At 38.7% G+C, this 16,289-nt stretch carries 17 protein-coding genes; 7 read left to right on the top strand and 10 right to left on the bottom strand.

Annotated elements, in window-relative coordinates; all coding sequences use genetic code 11:
• The first annotated feature begins 282 nt into the window (after nt 1-282).
• Nucleotides 283-1,086, top strand: coding sequence for a prohibitin family protein (locus RMY32_RS19245; protein ID WP_322710013.1), 804 nt, complete (start codon nt 283-285; stop codon nt 1,084-1,086).
• 271 nt (nt 1,087-1,357) lie between these two features.
• On the opposite strand, the gene RMY32_RS19240 is transcribed toward RMY32_RS19245, so the two are convergent.
• Entirely contained in the window at nt 1,358-1,819 is a 462-nt protein-coding gene (locus RMY32_RS19240; protein WP_322710012.1) for a hypothetical protein, read from the bottom strand.
• Between the two features lie 461 nt (nt 1,820-2,280).
• Between RMY32_RS19240 and RMY32_RS19235 the strand changes: the two genes are divergently transcribed.
• Nucleotides 2,281-2,553: a hypothetical protein gene (locus tag RMY32_RS19235; protein WP_322710011.1), complete on the top strand. Its 273-nt coding sequence runs from the start codon at nt 2,281-2,283 to the stop codon at nt 2,551-2,553.
• A 179-nt stretch (nt 2,554-2,732) separates the two neighbouring features.
• Here RMY32_RS19235 and RMY32_RS19230 read toward each other — a convergent pair whose 3' ends face one another.
• The 3 genes from RMY32_RS19230 to RMY32_RS19220 are packed head-to-tail and all read right to left on the bottom strand — an operon-like array spanning nt 2,733 to nt 5,180.
• Nucleotides 2,733-3,161, bottom strand: coding sequence for a DUF2358 domain-containing protein (locus RMY32_RS19230; protein WP_322710010.1), 429 nt, complete (start codon nt 3,159-3,161; stop codon nt 2,733-2,735).
• Nucleotides 3,162-3,173: 12 nt separating this feature from the next.
• Entirely contained in the window at nt 3,174-4,328 is a 1,155-nt protein-coding gene (locus RMY32_RS19225) for a glycoside hydrolase family 10 protein (RefSeq protein ID WP_322710009.1), read from the bottom strand.
• A 33-nt stretch (nt 4,329-4,361) separates the two neighbouring features.
• A complete protein-coding gene (locus tag RMY32_RS19220) occupies nt 4,362-5,180 on the bottom strand; it encodes a DUF1206 domain-containing protein (protein WP_322710007.1) in 819 nt (272 codons plus the stop codon).
• Nucleotides 5,181-5,390: 210 nt separating this feature from the next.
• On the opposite strand from RMY32_RS19220, the gene RMY32_RS19215 reads away from it, so the two are divergent.
• The 3 genes from RMY32_RS19215 (at nt 5,391) to RMY32_RS19205 (ending at nt 9,768) form a co-directional block, all read left to right on the top strand.
• Nucleotides 5,391-6,254, top strand: a complete 864-nt coding sequence (locus RMY32_RS19215) for an alpha/beta hydrolase (protein WP_322710006.1) — start codon at nt 5,391-5,393, stop codon at nt 6,252-6,254.
• A gap of 311 nt (nt 6,255-6,565) precedes the next feature.
• A complete protein-coding gene (locus RMY32_RS19210; protein WP_322710004.1) occupies nt 6,566-7,021 on the top strand; it encodes a pentapeptide repeat-containing protein in 456 nt (151 codons plus the stop codon).
• 986 nt (nt 7,022-8,007) lie between these two features.
• Nucleotides 8,008-9,768 carry a S8 family peptidase gene (locus RMY32_RS19205; protein ID WP_322710002.1) on the top strand — a complete coding sequence of 587 codons (1,761 nt, stop codon included), beginning with the start codon at nt 8,008-8,010 and terminating at the stop codon, nt 9,766-9,768.
• 334 nt (nt 9,769-10,102) lie between these two features.
• On the opposite strand, the gene RMY32_RS19200 is transcribed toward RMY32_RS19205, so the two are convergent.
• From RMY32_RS19200 to RMY32_RS19190, 3 genes are all read right to left on the bottom strand, one after another.
• The gene (locus tag RMY32_RS19200) at nt 10,103-11,611 is read right to left on the bottom strand and encodes an HlyD family efflux transporter periplasmic adaptor subunit (protein WP_322710000.1); all 1,509 of its coding nucleotides are present in this window, start codon (nt 11,609-11,611) and stop codon (nt 10,103-10,105) included.
• Between the two features lie 63 nt (nt 11,612-11,674).
• Nucleotides 11,675-12,550 carry an SDR family oxidoreductase gene (locus RMY32_RS19195; RefSeq protein ID WP_322709999.1) on the bottom strand — a complete coding sequence of 292 codons (876 nt, stop codon included), beginning with the start codon at nt 12,548-12,550 and terminating at the stop codon, nt 11,675-11,677.
• A gap of 226 nt (nt 12,551-12,776) precedes the next feature.
• The gene (locus RMY32_RS19190; protein WP_322709998.1) at nt 12,777-13,154 is read right to left on the bottom strand and encodes a hypothetical protein; all 378 of its coding nucleotides are present in this window, start codon (nt 13,152-13,154) and stop codon (nt 12,777-12,779) included.
• Between the two features lie 128 nt (nt 13,155-13,282).
• On the opposite strand from RMY32_RS19190, the gene RMY32_RS19185 reads away from it, so the two are divergent.
• Both RMY32_RS19185 and RMY32_RS19180 read left to right on the top strand, forming a co-directional pair.
• On the top strand, nt 13,283-13,471 hold the full coding sequence (locus RMY32_RS19185; protein ID WP_094341361.1) for a hypothetical protein: 189 nt from the start codon (nt 13,283-13,285) through the stop codon (nt 13,469-13,471).
• Between the two features lie 31 nt (nt 13,472-13,502).
• Nucleotides 13,503-13,958 (top strand): pentapeptide repeat-containing protein, encoded by a 456-nt coding sequence (locus RMY32_RS19180; protein ID WP_322709997.1) that lies wholly within the window; start codon nt 13,503-13,505, stop codon nt 13,956-13,958.
• 146 nt (nt 13,959-14,104) lie between these two features.
• On the opposite strand, the gene RMY32_RS19175 is transcribed toward RMY32_RS19180, so the two are convergent.
• The 3 genes from RMY32_RS19175 to RMY32_RS19165 all read right to left on the bottom strand — a co-directional run.
• The gene (locus tag RMY32_RS19175; protein WP_322709996.1) at nt 14,105-15,193 is read right to left on the bottom strand and encodes a fatty acid desaturase family protein; all 1,089 of its coding nucleotides are present in this window, start codon (nt 15,191-15,193) and stop codon (nt 14,105-14,107) included.
• A 461-nt stretch (nt 15,194-15,654) separates the two neighbouring features.
• Entirely contained in the window at nt 15,655-15,780 is a 126-nt protein-coding gene (locus tag RMY32_RS19170; RefSeq protein WP_409883439.1) for a transposase, read from the bottom strand.
• 18 nt (nt 15,781-15,798) lie between these two features.
• A partial coding sequence (locus RMY32_RS19165) for a helix-turn-helix domain-containing protein (RefSeq protein ID WP_322709995.1) occupies nt 15,799-16,289 on the bottom strand: 491 nt, incomplete at its 5' end.

Genomic DNA, 16,289 nt, shown 5'->3' with positions numbered 1-16,289 from the left:
CGGTGGAACCACACTGAACCCTTCTCGAACTCAGAGGTGAAACGCTGCTGCGGCAACGATAGTTTAGGGGTCGCCCTACGCAAAAATAGCTCGATGCCAGGTTGCATAATTCAAACAAAAGCCCCAAGCTCATCCCGCCTGGGGCTTTTATGATAGATACACTCATGTTGTCTGGGATATGTTAATTTTTTTGGATAAAGTCGAGCTAAAATCATGACGGAAAGAAGCCCATAGCTCCTAAAATATGTGTCTCTATACAAGATGCATACATGGTTCACACAGATGATAAAATTTCCAACTTTCAACAGTGCCGGTAAACTGACCGCTCTTTTGTTCCTGATAACTCTATTCCTGACACCTTGTGTGATTGTAAATGCAGGAGAACGTGGTGTATTAATGAAATTTGGTGAAGTACAAAACCAGATATTAGGAGAAGGACTTCACTTAATTATTCCTATAGTCAATACTGTGACAAAGTTGAGTATTAGAGTCCAAAAACAGGAAATTTCCACTGAGGCTTCTTCCAAAGATTTACAAAATGTTTTCGCTGATATAGCTCTCAATTGGCATATTATTCCCCAGGAAGCAAATGCCATTTTTCAAGAAATTGGAAATGAACAAAATGTAGTTATTCGGATTATTAACCCAGCTGTTGAAGAAGTGATAAAAGCAGTAATAGCAAAATATACTGCCGAAGAAATTATTACTAAACGAGGAGAAATCAAAAGTGGAGTAGATAATGCATTGTCCACACGACTGGGTAGCTATCACGTTGCAGTTGATGATATTTCTCTAGTTCATGTCCATTTTTCTGAACGGTTTGGTGAGGCAGTAGAGGCAAAGCAGATTGCTGAACAAGAAGCAAAACGAGCAGAGTTCATAGCACTGAAAGCAACAAAAGAGGCTGAAGCAAAAGTTAATTTAGCCAAAGGAGAAGCTGAGATGCACAGATTATTACGTGATGGTTTAACTCCAGAAATTCTGCAAAGGCAAGCAATAGAAAAATGGAATGGGAAGCTGCCATTAATTGTAAGTAAGGAGGCTCCAAAATTGTTGAATTTAAGTGAATTTTTAAAATTTGATTGAAAATTGATCTTTTTATTTGCTGATTTACTCTCCTTCCTGAGACTCAAAAACATCAAATGCCTGACTTACCTTTTTGATTAAATCAGTATTAATCTTCGTAAATCAAAATATTAAATTTGGAGATAGGGAAGTTATCTAATAGTAAGATTCTAAGAGACCAACAAGTTGTCAAAGAAATTCAGAAAGCAAATCGAATTGCTATAGATATAGTATGGACGTGTAGAAGTGCGCCCATACTATCAATTCCTTTTTATAAAGGTAATAAAATAAATTAACTGTTGGAGAATAAAATTGGAGAATCAAGAATCTTCAACTGGAGCAATAGTATAATCAACAGGGTATAAAGTGTTGAAGAAATTAAACCTGTAAGCAATTCTTTTTTGAGGTTATGTTCTTGAGGTTCTTTTTGAAAAATGTCTTTAGAACCGAATTGCATCAAGAGAATTCCCACAATGTTAGAGAGCCAGTATCCGATAATTGAACAAGGTAGAAGCAATTTTGGGGAAAGAAAACTACATACATACCCAAAAGCATAAGCTATTGGCAGATTGAATAGTAAGTCATTCCACCAACATAATGGTGATAGTAAATATCCTACTACCAGAAAAAATCCACCTCTGAGTTTTTTGAAAATGTCTTTTTTGAACTCTGCTGGAGTAGACTTTTGTAATTGCTCTAGTGCTGTGTCTCTGGTTCCATTTAACTCTTGATTAACGCTTTGGACGCTTTCCATAAAAACCCACTATTCCTATCGTCTTAAAGTAGTTTAATATATAAACTAAATCAACGCTAGTACAGGAGTTATAATATTTTGGTTTTTTGATGCTGAAAGTTTTACCACTGCATAGTTTCAGCAAAATCGTCAAGAGCAAAATTGAGTTTAAATAAACTGCAACTTCACGATATTTAAATTTCTGCTAGAGACACATCAGTTAGTTCGCTTCTTGCAGAATCTAGGTTTTTCCTTGAATATCTGAGTAAGATAGAAAAATTGATACACAATTGAGACAATCAACTCTATTTATTGCTCAATAAGTTTTGAAATCAAAATATATATATCTTTATAGTATTATAGCACACTATAAGTGCCAATACCAATACTGCAATAGCCATTTATGTTTTTGCATATAGCAGAAGCAGAAATCTTGACTAATAATAGTTACAATAAAAGTGCTGAGATATTTTAATCGAAAAATGACAGATTTCACTCCAAACAGCACTTTTTTAATAGTAGGAATTATTTTTATAGCGATTGCTGTAATAGGTCAATCTAAATTAGCTTTTATTGAAATAAATCCTGGTTGTTTTGGGAGAATATTAGCTTTATTTATTGGTATTTCAAGCCTATTATATTCTTGGGGGCTACTCAATTTTTCAACAGTAAATTTGGAATTAGTAAGAACTTCTATGACAGACTTAATAAAACAGAGTATAAGTTCAATTAATGACATTTTACAAGGTTCGTAATAGTTACGAAAAATTAATTCATTTCTGACTGCATCTTAGAGGATGTTTTAAAAGTGAGAGGCTAGTGATAAGAAAGCTCATAAGGCTTATGCTGAAATTTATCGATAACAGTACCTTGTGAGCGAATGACTAAAGCATACCGTAGCAATTTGATATGGTGTCGATTATATAATAGCTAACTAGCTGTCTCCTTGTCTTTGCCAAAACTGTTGTAAAATCTCTCCTGGCTTTCTATCCCAGGTATCGATATGCTCGTATATCAAATTATCTTGATTAAGTTTATACGTTGAATAGCCATTAAAAAGCAATCTTGCTTTCCAGGGAACGCGCAACACTCCCCGCACCGTCCACTTTGCTAAAATCGTGTCTTCGGCTGACTGATAAACTTCATGCACATCAAAGTAAATCTGAGTAAAAAATAGCCGCGCGTGAAATCGTAAAGTCCAAAATATAATGCGATAGTTAAATTTGTATTTGAATGTATTCACGGGGTCTTTAAAATAGATATCCTGTGTATAGATGTCATAAAAAATATCTTTTTCAAAAAGTGTCGGTAAATCTTCTTTTAAAGTATTAATTACCTTTTCCACTGGCAATTTATATTCCACGCCCCTTTTCCCTTAAATAATCTTTTTTAACAAATTTTCCACTCCCGACCAAATAGAAGATGTCGTCTTGGGACTCACACCACCTGCATTCAAATCTGACAGAGTAGGAAATGATGCAGACTTAGCATAAGGCCCATTTCGCAAAACTTTAGCAAGGGCATTGTTATTCTTGCGCAAACCTTCGTAAAAAAAGAATACCTCTCCTTGAATGCCAAGTTGACGATTGTATTCAATTGCCTGCACCAGATATTCTGGACTAATACAGTAAGAGCCAAGCTTCATCAATATTCCTGGTGCTAACTTGGGCAGTGTTGTATCTGTAAACTGCTGGTTTACTAGTTTATCAGCGATCGCACAATAACTCCTAAAGTCACGGCGATAAATCTGCGGCTGAATCATATCAACTATTCCCCGTTTCAGCCATGTGGGTGAGTCTTGCAGATATTCCTGAAATGCCCAATCATGGATATTAGGTGCGATCGCTACTAATAAATTAGGATTCACCGCTTTCACCTCCCGATAGAGACGTGCCAAAAACTCAGTGAGAATATCTGCACGCCACTGTAACCATTGCCTATCTTTGGCGTTCTGTGGCGGATAGCGATCGAATTCCTGGCGATAACGGTTGACAGTTACCTGATCATAGCCACCTTCAGAGGGTAATGCAGGGAAGCGATCGTCTCCTTGAATACCATCCACATCATAATTATTCGCAACTTCCAGCACTAAGTTTAAGAAGAATTCCTGCACCTGTGGATAGAGTGCATTCAACCACTCAAAGCCGTTTTTCTTCAGTAAGTTACCCTTATAATCGCGCGCAGCCCATTCCGGTTTTTTTTGTAAAAGTACACCACCATTCAAATTGTAGGAACTGGCAAAACCGTATTCAAACCAAGGAATGACTTTCAACCCGACTCGCCGCGCCTCAATTATCACCTCTTCTAAAGGGTCGCGGCCTACAGACATCGGGTCAATTTCGACTCCAAAGGTCTGCTGCATTGTTTGACTGGGATACAGAGTTACTGCCTTGTTCCAAACAACGGGAAAGACCACATTAAATCCTGTCTCGGCTATAAAATCCATCGCCTCAGCAATGCGTTCCTTTGACCTGAGAACCTTACTATCAGTAGTGGTCAACCAGATACCACGGGTTTCTATTATTGCCATTTCTATAAATTGAAATTCTCGGCACTGCACCATCTAAACACTGACTAGTCGACGATACCGCGCTTGTATTATTGTGTAAATCCCATAGGCAACTAAACCTAGTGCCACAATACCCAAAAGCCATGCTCCGTTAGGCTGTTGTGCTAGCGTCTGTAATACTTCATCCAAACCTTCTGCGGTAGCGGCGTCCGATTGCCTTGCAGCTTCAATTAAAAACCAACCAATAATGCAAAATACAATGCCCCGTGCCGCTAAACCAAATCTGGAAATCCTCATTACCCATTGGGCTTGTGTGTTGCTTAATTCAGTTAGATTGAGTTCTTTACGAAATTTGCCACTAAAAGCTTGATAAAACTGATAGAAACCTAGAGCAATTACAAACACCCCCACAGTTCCAACTAACCATTCACCAAAGGGTTGAGAAAGCAAACGTGCTGTGGAATCTTCAGTAGAATCACTACTATTTTTACTACTGCCTGTACCGATAACGATTTGCACAGCACTTAAGGCTAAACTTGCATAAATCAAGCCATTAACTGCGTAACCAATTCGTACTGCTAAACCTTTAGCATCATTACCTTTATTTTCTGGGTCTTTAATTGCCTGTACAAAACGCCAGATTACGTATCCAATCAAGCCAATTGCAACTAGAGTCAGCAAAAATTGACCAAATGGCTGGTTGACGATTGTTTGGAGAGCGCCTTGCGTATCAGTTGTTTTACCACCCCTGCCAAAAGCTGTCTGTGCTGCCAGTAGTCCAACTATACCGTAAACTACTCCCTTAGAAATATAGCCAAATCGTCCCAGTCGCTCAACCCACAATGAAGGATGGTTTGTCAACTGTTGTGTCATGAGTAGTTGGAAAGAATTATTATATCTATAATTTTACCAAAATTTACCCACGATTTACATCTACCGTAAGGCAAATTGTCTAATATTTTGGCAAAAAATCACTATTGTAATACTGTCTTTTAATAGATGTGAGGCTACTCCAAATAATATTACATTTATTAAGTACAGTATTAGTACTTAGTATTTTTTAATGCTAAATTTGGATTAATTATGTCTTTCATAGAAAGTTCTTGGAAACACGAATATATAACTACCAATGGGATAAAACTACACTACGTTACCCAAGGTGAAGGCCCTTTAATGTTGATGTTGCATGGCTTTCCTGAGTTTTGGTACTCTTGGCGGCATCAAATACCAGAATTTGCCCAAAACTTTAAAGTCGTCGCCCTTGACTTGCGTGGTTACAATGATAGTGATAAACCAAATGAGCAATCCGCTTATGTCATGGATGAGTTTATCAAAGATATTGAGGGAGTAATTAGAGTATTAGGATACCAAAAATGTGTATTAGTTGGACATGATTGGGGTGGTGCGATCGCTTGGAATTTCGCATACACTCACCCCGAAATGTTAGAACAATTAATTATTCTTAATCTGCCTCATCCTGCCAAATTTGCCCAAGGGTTACGCACTCCCCAACAGTTGCTACGTAGCAACTACGTATTTTTCTTTCAACTACCGTGGATACCAGAATTACTTTTACAATCTTCAGACTACCAAGCTATTGAAATAACTTTTAAAAGTATGGCAGTTAACAAGAGTGCTTTCAGTAAAGCGGATATTGACGCTTATAAAAATGCTGCTGCAAAACGCGGTGCCCTCACAGCAATGTTGAACTACTACCGCAATATTTTTCAACAGAGAATGGGAAATCCAAATTGGGACATTCTGGAAGTGCCAACACTGATGATATGGGGAGAAAATGACCCTGCACTTGGCAAGGAACTAACCTACGATACCGCAGCTTATGTCAGGGATTTTCAAATCAAGTACATTCCTAATTGTGGCCATTGGGTGCAGCAAGAACAGCCAAAATTGGTTAATCAGTATATGCGAGAATTTCTGAGGACTTAAGCTAAACTATCAATTGATAAATAAAGTATAAATACTCATAAAATTAGCTATAGGGATAGCGCCAGCTTTTAATTTTTCAAGATTTAATAGTAATTTAAGAGAGGGCGTTTTTGAGGAATTATTTGGTAAAAATTGCCAAAAATTCAGAATTAATGGCATTTTTGACATCACTTTTATCTGGGTTTCAGATCGCAACAAACTTGTCAGGAGATAGATTGTCACAAGAGACATTGACCTCACGAAGTTTAGTGAGATAATAGAGTTGTGAGGGACAGAACGGACGCAAACTTGATTATTAAGGGGGAAAATTTATGAAACTCCAGCTATTAGCGGCCATGGCCTTAGCAACACCCCTATTTTTCGCTAGCTCGGTTAGAGCCGAGAATCCACAAGATTTACAAAAGCTGCTTTCAACTGGGGAATGTGTTGGGTGCCAACTATCAGGAGCTAACCTCAGTGGCGCTCATTTAATCGGTGCTGACTTGAGAGGCTCGAAGCTCCAAGGAGCTAACCTTGTAGGAGCTAACCTTGAAGGTGCTGACTTAACTGGTGCAAATTTAGCAGGTGCTAACCTAACATCTGCTTATGTAACCAATGTGAATTTAAAGCAAGTTAATCTCAACGGAGTAAATTTTACTCGGGCTACGATTCACGATTCTAATGTGTATCAAGCATCAATGAACGATCTAAATCTTACTGATGCAGAAATATTTAACACTGGAATCGGGATTGGTGGTGAAGACGCTGAAATTCCCGATTGGAAATAGCCCAACTGACTACACAGCTAAAAATCAATACAACATAGGTTTTGGTGGGTTTTAAATCAAATAAACGACTTTTTTGCCAGAATTATTCTTAAAACCTGCCTCTACAGAAATATTAATCAAAATGAAACCCCCTCTGCGTTGTAATCACTTTACTATGGCAAAAGCAGAGGGGATTTCTTTTTGCGATCGCACTGATATCCACACAAAAAAGTGCAATTATCCCTCTTCTGTCACTCTCCAAATTAAGCAAGTAGTAAATAAGTGAAATTATCCAGAAGCATAACAGGGTTTAAATTGATTCATTGCAGCAATTAAATGATTGAATCCCAGCAATAACTTGGAATTTGGAAAAATATCTAGCCAGGGATAAATCAACCAAAATAGTAAGAGTGGTTGGGTGAGCATCTCGACGTAAATGTTTGAGGATTTGTAATTCTACATCCATTGCCCTACTTACCTTTCAGGGTTTTTTATGTTCATCCTTTTATTTAAAATACCCGGAAAGTGACAGAAGAGGGATAATATAAATATTTTTATCGCTAGCGATCGCAGCAGTTCTAAAAGGATGTCTGAGAAGTATTAAACATTTCGCTCGATTCCCCCTAGTCCCCCTTAAAAAGGGCGAAATTTATCTCAAATCCCTCCAATTTATCGGGGTATTTAGGGGATATAGAAGTCTCAAATACAACAAAAAAAGTTTTAAGACATCCTCTAATAGTAACAAAAAGAGTCGAGAAAGCCACGTTGCAATTTTTGCATTAGTCTCCATTAATACACCTCAAATATTTAAGATTTACTCAAGAAAGTTACTCTTAATAAAAACCGTAATTTTCATAATGTTTTTTGGTAATAAAATTAGCATTTTGTTATTAAATTCCATAGTAATTATTGAGAATGAAGTTTGATTCATTCATTGAAATTTTTGATTGTCAAGGTTTCAATGCTTCAAGCTGTCAAAAAACGGTTGCTATCTTTGAGAAAAATTTATGCACATTGATGATGTTAATAACAATATATTGTCAAAAAAACAGCTAAATACCACTTCAATCTCTTCATTAGATAGCTTTAATACAAAAGATAAATACAGCCTCAACTTCAGCAGACGTAGTAGCTATAACTCAGCCGATGCTGATGTGCAGTTGCGAAATAACGATGAATCTAAAAATAGCAATAACGCTACTAATAATGCTTTTAACACTCAAAATTATAACTCCACTAATGGCTATGGCTTGATTAATGGAGCAGCAGCAGTGGCTAGAGCTATTGGTCAAAATACCTTTGCTGATGTTCCCGATCTCGGTGGCAATAATTGGGGAGCAGACCTGGTTAAAGCACCAGAAGTTTGGGCACATGGATATACGGGTAAAGGCGTTGTTGTCGCTGTTGTAGATACTGGAGTTGACTACAACCACGAAGATTTAAAAAATAATATCTGGACGAATACCAAGGAAATTGCAGGTAACGGTATAGATGATGATGGCAATGGCTATGTTGATGATACTTACGGCTGGAACTTTGCCGATCAAAACAACAACACCCTAGATGACAACGGTCATGGTACTCATGTTTCCGGCACGATCGCAGGAGAAAATAATAACTACGGTGTCACTGGTATTGCCTACGATGCCAAGATTATGCCTGTCAAAGCTTTAGATAGCTCTGGCTCTGGTTCCTATAGTTCCATATCTAAAGGTATTCGCTACGCTGTAGATAATGGAGCTAATGTGATTAACCTTAGTTTAGGAGGCTCATCTTCCAATCATACTTTAGAGTCAGCCATTAACTACGCCAGCAGTAAAGGAGTGATTGTCGTTATGGCAGCAGGTAATGATGGTGGCTCATCACCAGAATATCCAGCCCGCTATGCATCCAAGTCAGGAATTGCCGTTGGGGCAGTAGATAAAAATAACAATTTGGCCGACTTCTCTAACCGCTCTGGAACAAATCCAATCGCTTACGTCACAGCTCCCGGAGTCAAGATTTATTCATCAGTTCCGAATAATCAGTATGCAACTTATAGCGGCACATCTATGGCTGCTCCCCACGTTGCTGGTATCGTTGCCCTGATGCTTAGTGCTAACCCCAACCTGACTGATGCCCAAGTACGTCAGATTGTCACAGAAACCGCAGGAAATAGTACGCAAACTACAAGCTCTAGTTTTAACATTTCTCATGTTAGTTCTCTAGCAAGTCAAGTAATTGCAGAAACCGCAGGAAATAACACACAAACTACAAGCTCTAGTTTTAACATTTTTCATGTCAGTTCTCTAGCGAGTCAGGTAATTGCAGAAACCGCAGGAAATAACACGCAAACGACAAACTCTAGTTTTAATAGTTCTAATTTTGGCTCTCTAATCGGTCAGGGAATTACAGAAACTACAAGATATCTAACCCCAGAAAATATCGCTAGTTTTAATAATTCCAATTTTGGCTCTCTAATCGGTCAGGGAATTACAGAAACTACAAGATATTTAACACCAGAAAATATCGCTAGTTGGAATAATTCTGATTTTAACCCTGTAATTGGTCAGGCAATTACAGAAACTACAAAATATCTGATATCAGCCGAAGGTAATAACATATCAACAAATCCAGAATTATGGTCGCAATTTCAAAATTATGAGAATATTCTTGACAGCATCAATGTAAATAGCAATCAGGATGAGAATAATCCAGATTTTGTCAAACTACTAGAGGGAATGCAAAAACAAATAGATCAGTATAGAAAATTTTTGGGTATAGCTTGAAAATTATAGCGATTTGTAGTTGAGTTCAATACTTCTCGGTTAAGAGAATTAACCTGCTCATCATTAGTGAATAAATGTATGGGTTGCATTGGTGTCAACTTAACGTGAAAGCCAGTCGAGAACAAGCTTTTAGATATTGTCTCGGTTGTCTCGTTCCCAGTCTCCGACTGGGGATGTTCGTCGTTGAGGCTCCGCCTCAAGACTTGCGGCAGAGCCGCAATGAGCAGCATTTCCAGCCTCTGGCTGGAAACGAGGTTTGAAAAGGAGTTTGAGCTTAAGTTGACACCACTGAACAATGCTAAACCCTTACTTTTTGCTAATCTAACAGACTTTCCTACCTCACAGAAAATGCCTCGCTGAATCGCCGCGTCACAGGCTCAGTAATAAAGGTCAAAATTGACTTTTTACGAGTGACAATTTCACCTGTAGCAGCCATCCCTGGTGTAAATTCTACTTCTTGACCTCGAACATTTACCGCGTGTTTATTTAGCTTAATTCTCGTCGGAAAAACTAAACCCAATTCTTTATCAGCAATTGCATTTGGACTGACTTGCATAACTTCGCCATCCACAATGCCAAATTCTTGGAAGGGAAAAGTCGCCATTTTCACTTTTGCCTTCATTCCTTGACGAATAAACCCAATATCACGGTTGAGAACTTTCACCTCTAGAAGCATTTCTTCGCCTTCCGGCAAAATTGACAGTAATTCTTCACCCGATTGTACTGGGCCCTTGGTGGCTTTGACTTTATAGATTGTACCGGCTACGGGAGCCTCAATCGTTTCTAAAGCTTGTTGCTTCCTTGCCTGCTCTAATTGACCTTGTACAGTTGTCAGTTCTTCTTTACGTTTATTAAACTGCGTCAAAATTTCGCTTTGGCGTTCTGATGCTACACGCTGGGCCTGACTGCGTGCAGCGTTGTAAGCTTGTTCTGCTTGGCGAATTTCCTGGACTTGAGCAGCAATATCTTTTTCTAATGATGTGACTTTATCTTGAGCCTCTGTGATTCTATTCTGGGCGTTGATCACTTCATCTTGCGATCTAGTGATTTCTGTCTTTGCACGAGTTAATCTTTCTTGGGCATCCAGGTAATCGACACGAGGCACAGCGCCAGGAGTAATTAGAGTACGTAGGCTTTTTTCCCTTTCTTGAGCAAGGGCTAAATTACTTTCAATTTTAATTCGGATGCTATCTGCATTGACAAGGTTGGTTTGAGCATTCGCAAAGCTGCTTTTAGCATTCACTAAGTTATCTTGCAACCTGCTCAAGCGGACTTTAGCTTGATCGATGAGTGCTATTTGGCGATTTGCTTCTGCTTCTGCTGCTGCTTGACGCGCTTGGAAGTCTTGCAGGCGGGAACTTAAAAGTTCATCTTGCAGTTTCGTCCCAGCAGTTTTGCTTCCAGTGCGTTCTGCATCCAAACGTTGTAAATCGTCTTGAATCAATCTGCTAGATTTAGCTAGGCGGGAAACATCGGTTACTTGCAAGTCTGGATCTTTTTGAATCAGAACTTGACCTTTAGTAACGCGATCGCCTTCTTGCACTTTAACAGCGACAATTGACCCTCCACCCAAAGATGTCACCGGTCTTACCTGTGTAGAAGCAATTAATTCCCCCGGTGCTGTTGCGACTTCATCTATTTGCGAGAAGTACGCCCAAGCGATCGCTCCAAATACAATGGCGCTCATCGTTCCCGCTAATAATCTAGTGTACAGGGGTGGCAATTCCTGTACGGCTTTCCCTAATTCATAAGTAAGTTGTTCCTCTGGTTGGGCGAATCGCTCTTTTGTTTGACGTGCTTGAGCAGCATTTACCATATATTTTTGTCCTTTGTCCTTTGTCATTTGTCATTTGTCATTTGTGCTTGGTTATTCACTAATGACCAATGACTAATGACAAATGACTATTCAAACTGCTAAATAGCGCCGCAAAAAACTGTCTAATGTTTCCAACTGGAAGTTATAAATTGCTTCTAAATTGGCAATTTCATCTTTTGTGCAGAAAAATTCATTGGCTAGCAATGTACGATAAGTTCCCAAAGCTTTTTGGGTTTTAGGATTAAATAAACCCAATGCACTCTGTAACCCATCAATCAAAAATAGGGGTGAGTTAATTATTACTGGTTCTTTGGCAAAAATCCGACCAAAAATCCGGGGAATATCTTCTCGTAATAAAATCTCCGGCCCGCCAACGGGTAAAATCTGGTTACGAGCGCCTTCAAGCGTCACAGAATCCACGACTATCCTTGCCAAATCATCAGTACTGACAATTGAGGTACGGTTTTTGCGATCGCCAACCAGCAAATACAATCCCGTTTCCCGAAATCGTTCTACCAGTGGCAGCAAGTTAGATGCTAATCCAGCTGGGCGTAAAATAGTGTAATTTAAGCCACTAGCTGCCAAATATCGTTCTACTGCTCGTTTGGCTTTGAAAACAGGAGCATCTTCATAACCGCGATCGGCTCCCAGAACAGAAATGAAGACAAAATGCTCTACGCCATTGGCTTTTGCTTGGTCGATGAGTTCAATATTGGCGCGGTAATCTAAAGATAGGGCATCGCTATCAGAACCGTGGGCGCTGATAATATACCGTACATCCTGACTAGCTTTCTGGATATCTTTTTCCTCTAGCAAGTCACCAATGAAGATTTCTGCACCCCGATGTTCTAACTCGCTATAGCGCGAATTAAGGCGGACAAATGCCCGTACAGACTGTTCTCGTTGTCGTAGGAGTCGCACAACTCTGCGGCCAATTCCTCCCGTTGCACCAGTTACCAGAAACATATAAATACCTAAATTGAATAGTTACAGTGTTGATTGTTGTCAAAATGCTCGATATATGCTCAATATTCATTGAGCAATACTTAAATAAATATGAATATATTTTTATACTTTATTACCATGCTCAATATATTTTCATGCCAATAAGTCACACCTTATTCATTTTAATACTTTAAAAATTATCCCCTATATCTTTGTCGATGCAGGGGATAGAGTAATAGGATTAGTTTTACTGGCTCAACAATTCAATAGCTTGTTCAAGGGACATCTTAGCCTTGTGCAAATTTAGCAGCTTTTCTTGGTCGTATCGGTCAAGATAGCTCATTTTCCTGCCCTCTAAAGTTATCCGAATTAGTGCTGCTTGCTCATCTGTGGGTGAATTCATCTCTTCTATAGCAGAACTGATTATCTGGATAGCGTTAAAGTTAGGGAATTTTAACCCTTTACCTTGCTTCATTTGTTGCAGCGCTAAAAGTGGAAATGCCATCAGAGTTACGATATACGAGGTTTTGTATCCTGCATTCCCAGTTGGTTTTACACCGTATCTACGACACAAGTCGCGTAATTCCCTAATAGTTTTGATTTCAAGTTCGGAACGCGTGAACATAAAATAGTAGTGTCCATTTTTGATATTGGATATTGGTGGTTGTACTTCCGGCAAGTTGTCGCAACCATCAAAAAACAATTTATTGTTTTGGCACCAAGTAAATCAAGCCTTATTTATATTTCTCAATAATGCCTAATCCTAAAGGGAATCCACAAAATTTACAACCAATTAAATCAAATAGAGAAGAATCATTAACAGAAAGGATTAACCTACGCATTACCAAGACTATGAAGGAAGAACTATCCACCAAGGATGATCCTCCAGAATTTTGTCGTCGTGCAATCCAGGAAGCATTAGATAAGGATAAAGAGAAGTAATTTCAAAGGGAATGAAGGGGTTGAAGTGTGAATGCCGAAGAGTTGTTGCAGCGATATGCTGCTGGGGAGAGATTTTACTGGAGTTAAGCTGTCAAGAGTTCGCTTGCTGGACGTGAATCTTAGCAGGGCTATTTTCAGGGAAGCCGATCTCAGTAACGCTAGTCTGGATTGGACTAATCTTAGTTATGCCGACTTGAGCTATGCCAACTTGAGGGGAGCGCATCTCGGTGAAGCCGGTTTGGGTGGAGCTAATTTGGAGGGGGCTGACTTGAGTGGAGTTGTTTGCGGTCAAACTGGTTTCTTTGATGCTAATCTCAGTCATGCCAACTTGAGAAGAGCTATTTTAACGGAAACATCTTTTGACGATGCCAACCTCAGCCATGCCGATTTGAGAGGAGCCAGTTATTTTAGTATTCATAGCTGCAAGGGAGCTACTTTTAATGAAACCATTATGCCTGATGGCAGCATCAGAAGCGATGGTATTTGAGGTGAGAATACCTCATAAAATAAGTGTTTCATAGACAACTACAAGTGCAACTTTACAAAAAATATTCCCCACATCTTTGTTGATGTAGGGGAGTAGTAGTCCAATTTAAAAGTTATGAACTCAAAATATTTTCGCAAGAAACCTTTTTAATTGTCGCTTGTAGGGCAGGGGACAGACTTTTCTCCTGACCAATCTGTAAGAGTATTTTCATCTCTATAATGCCGGGGAGTTTTCAGCAGCAAATGCCAAGCTTCTCCAGCATCCAATAAATTAAAGTTTTTAGAATGGTGAGTTTCTAGTAAATCCCTAACTATAACATAATAGTCAGAGTTCATTCCTGGGAAAATATGATGTTCAGTGTGATGAGAAAAATTTAAATGCAACAGATCAAATATTTTGTAAACCCGGAGAGACATACTATTAATTAGTGGGTCATTAACGTTGGTCATCGGACAAAGCAAATGATTTGTATAAATATAAAAAATTACTCCAGCATAACCAATTGCAATCGGCAAAAAGTAACCAAGTATGAGCTTTATGGGGTCAAATTGGAGATAGATGAGGATACTCAGATGAATCACGATCATCATCAATAATTCCCCTGCGATCGCTCGACGATCTTTAGGACTGACTGTAAATGCAGCAGGAACATAATCGACGGATTCATGATTGAAAAATAGCACGGATGTCAGATTGCGAAAAGTATGTACTCCCCAAGCTGAAGTCAATCCCACAATGAACCATATAGGATTGACTTCAGTAGAAGGCACAAATAAGTTCTGAATCCATTTTCCCCAGGTTGAAGATTGTTCATACAAGTAATTACGATCTGGGTCGCCTAAATCATTAGTGTGATTATGATGTACTCGATTATGAACTGCTTTCCACAACGTTGGTGGCATCCACCCAATTGTTAGCCCTAAAAAGCTAATGATATAAGTTAACCGGGCGTTTTTAATTACGCTACCATGTATCATCTCATGAGAACTCAATAGTAAGACAAGAACGCTATTGCCCATAATGATGCTTAAAGGTAGATAAAGCCATAAAAGATGTGGCGACCAACAATCTAGCCGAGCTGCTATCATCCAGCCTAATATCAAAATTGCCAGATTAATGAACAATATAATTAACTTACTTGGATCGAGAATAAATGCTTCAGGTGGTATCAGAGAACGTAATTCTTTCGCATATATTTTCTGGTGAATAAGTGTCCGTTCTGTACTAACATTCATAAATAATTTTTCAGTTAGATAATTTCACTGGGTAAAGTTTTGCAGTAAATCGTAGCGTTTTTCAACTGTAATAATTAAAGTCAAAAGTAGGGAAGTATTTAAATCCTAACACAAAATATTTCTGCGGTAGACCTCTTGCATAATTTTGGCATTGCATACACGTCTTCCTCAGAATAAATTCTGTGGCTCAAAGTGAAAGTTATCTGAAGTTGACTAAAATTATTGTTTTACCGACACTTCTAGCTAGAGGTTATTAGGATCTCAAGTTTATCTTGGTAGGTAATAAAATTTTTACTAATAGCTTTAATCTTTATTTTCTAATACCAATTCTTTATGAAGCTGCGCTCAATAAAGCTTCGAGAATAAAGTCGTAAGAAGTAAGGGAAGCAATGTATTCTGGTGTAATTGTTTCTAGGACAGAAGCTAGCTTTTGACGTAGTTGAGTAAGGGTTTTGCAATTTTCAAGCTTGAAGTTTGCTTTTGAGTAACTCCCAAAACCTCTCAATTGGGTTCAGTTGTGGAGAGTGAGGTGGTTGAAAGATGGGGATAATATTTTCTGGACAGCCTATGGCCTGACCCAAATTCATCTTGTAAAAATTTGAGCGCTAGAGGGAGTTTTTTTTAAAGTGAGATAGACTCTCTGGATGCTGTTTGGTACTTTTGGGACGAGGAACTTTGAGTTTGGCACCAAGTTTGTACCGTACTAGTTGGTATACCGTTTTATAAGCAATATTCAGTCCTAATTCGCCCATTAACCATTGCTGAATCTGACTATAGATATGAAATCCTTGTGGAGAGGACAATTTTCGCTTTAAACGTTCTAAGTGTTCTCCAGTAACTATCGGTTCTTTACCCGGCGCTTGTTTCACCTCTAATAAACCTCGGTATTCCCCATCTTTATATTTTTTCAACCAACGAGTTATGGTTGCTTGATCACGTCCTAAACGTTCTGCCAGCGATCGCCTACTTGTAGCTTGACCAGTTTTTAGCCAGTAGAGCATTTGTAATCGCTCTTTGCTACTACCTTCTGCGGCATATTTAACAGCTTTTTCCAATTCTTCTCGGCTCTGTTTAATCTCAACTTGCAATTTGAGAC

Source organism: Nostoc sp. ChiSLP03a (genome assembly GCF_034531215.2).
Lineage (GTDB): Bacteria > Cyanobacteriota > Cyanobacteriia > Cyanobacteriales > Nostocaceae > Nostoc.
The sequence above is the reverse complement of the archived record's forward strand: the minus strand, read 5'-3'. Positions and strand labels throughout refer to the sequence as shown.